The organism is Pseudomonas syringae (assembly GCF_021605415.1).
GTDB classification, from domain to species: domain Bacteria; phylum Pseudomonadota; class Gammaproteobacteria; order Pseudomonadales; family Pseudomonadaceae; genus Aquipseudomonas; species Aquipseudomonas syringae_S.
The window spans coordinates 1-1570 of sequence record NZ_WKEQ01000082.1; the positions used below are offsets into that span (position 1 = coordinate 1).

At 55.7% G+C, this 1570-nt stretch carries 1 protein-coding gene; it reads right to left on the reverse strand.

Features of this window, described 5'->3' with window-relative positions:
* Positions 1-96: 96 nt before the first annotated feature.
* On the reverse strand, positions 97-1521 hold the full coding sequence (locus tag GIW69_RS26050; protein ID WP_236485658.1) for an IS1182 family transposase: 1425 nt from the start codon (positions 1519-1521) through the stop codon (positions 97-99).
* Positions 1522-1570: the final 49 nt, after the last annotated feature.

The following is a 1570-nucleotide window of genomic DNA, read 5'->3' on the forward strand; positions in this document are numbered from 1 at the left end:
CAGGCTGTGTGAAAACACAATCTGTCCCGGTTAAAAGCAAATGCCCCGACTTGTCGGGGCATTTGCTTTTCTGCGATCTGAAAAATAAAGGGCCTCTCAGCCCATCAGCGCCATCAGCTTTTGCGCTCCCAACACCTGGATAGCCCTTTTCAAGTTGTAGGCCTGTACCGCAAGCGCCATTTCTGCGCGAGTACCCTGTAACTGGCGCAGCAAAAACCGGCCATTGCCGAAGATCCATTGCTTCAGGTTGCCGAAGGGATGCTCGACGATGGATCGGCGATTGACCATCATTTCGGGATGGGCATTCATCCGCCGCTCCATTCGCTCAAATGCCGCTTCGTGGGCATGGCGCGTCAGATACCGGCGTTCGGCCTTGGTGCAGCGGCTTTTGAGCGGACAACTTCGGCAGTCGCTGATAGCCGCCTGATAGATCCGGTCGCCCTTGCTCAGTTGTTTGAGTGTCAGTTGGTTGCCGGCGGGGCACTGATATTGATCGTTGTCCGTGTCATAAATGAATTCGGTTCGATCAAAGTACTGTTCGTCGTCACCGGTTGTGTTGATGGACCGATTCGGGGGCACAAACGCCGTGATGCCGGCATCTTCACAGCTCTGAAACTGGGCTCCATTGGAGTAGCCCGCATCCGCTGTGACGCAGAGTTCTGATTGGTGCAGCTCCTCTTTGGCCGCTTTGGCCATCGGATCGAGCTGGCGATTGTCGGTGCCTTCCTGAGTGACTTCGTGGTGCAGAATCAGACAATGTTTGGCATCTACAGCACTTTGAATGTTGTAGGCCACGAGCGGGCCGGACGCCGTTCGCATCTTCTGGGCCTCGGGCTCGCCCACGACGTGTTGAGCCAGACCTTGAGCCTCCATCAGCACCTGACAGGTCTGGTTATTGGCCTTTTTTACCTGCAACTCTTGAAGCGCGGCTTGCACCGCTGAACGATCAATCGATTCCCCATCCTCGCCACGATCTGCTTCATCAAGTTGTGCCAGATAACGCGCAATTCGCTTATCGAGCACCGCTTCTCGCTGCTTGAGTTTTTTCGGTGTCAGGTGTTTTCGACTTGAGGCAACCGCCTGAAACTTGCTGCCATCGATTGCCACCAACTCGCCGGCAATCAGACCGGCATTTCGGCAAAACCGAACAAAGGCGCGACAGGTTGCGGTGAACGCAGCGCTGTTATCGCGCCGAAAATCAGCGATGGTTTTGAAGTCAGGGGCCAGCCGGCCAAGCAGCCACATGACTTCAACGTTGCGCTGACACTCGGCTTCGAGCCGCCGCGACGAGCGGATGCGCTGAAAATAGCCGTAGAGGTAGAGTTTGAGCAGGTCGGCGGGATCATACGAAGGGCGTCCCGTGGCCTTGGGCCTGGCTTTGTCGAAGCCCAGCAGCTCAAAGTCCAGAAGCGAAACATAGGCCTCGATCACCCGAACCAGATGGTCATCGGGAATGAGTTCGTCTAGCGAGAGTGGAAACAGCGCGCTCTGGGAGCGGTTTTCACCTTGGATATAGCGCATAAGAAAAATGCCCGTATCTTGCGATACGGGCATTTTCTTCAACCGGCCA

Bases quoted from the DNA above. Each gene is read 5' to 3' on its own strand.
- GIW69_RS26050 (WP_236485658.1), bottom strand. From the start codon at position 1,521: ATGCGCTATATCCAAGGTGAAAACCGCTCCCAGAGCGCGCTGTTTCCA.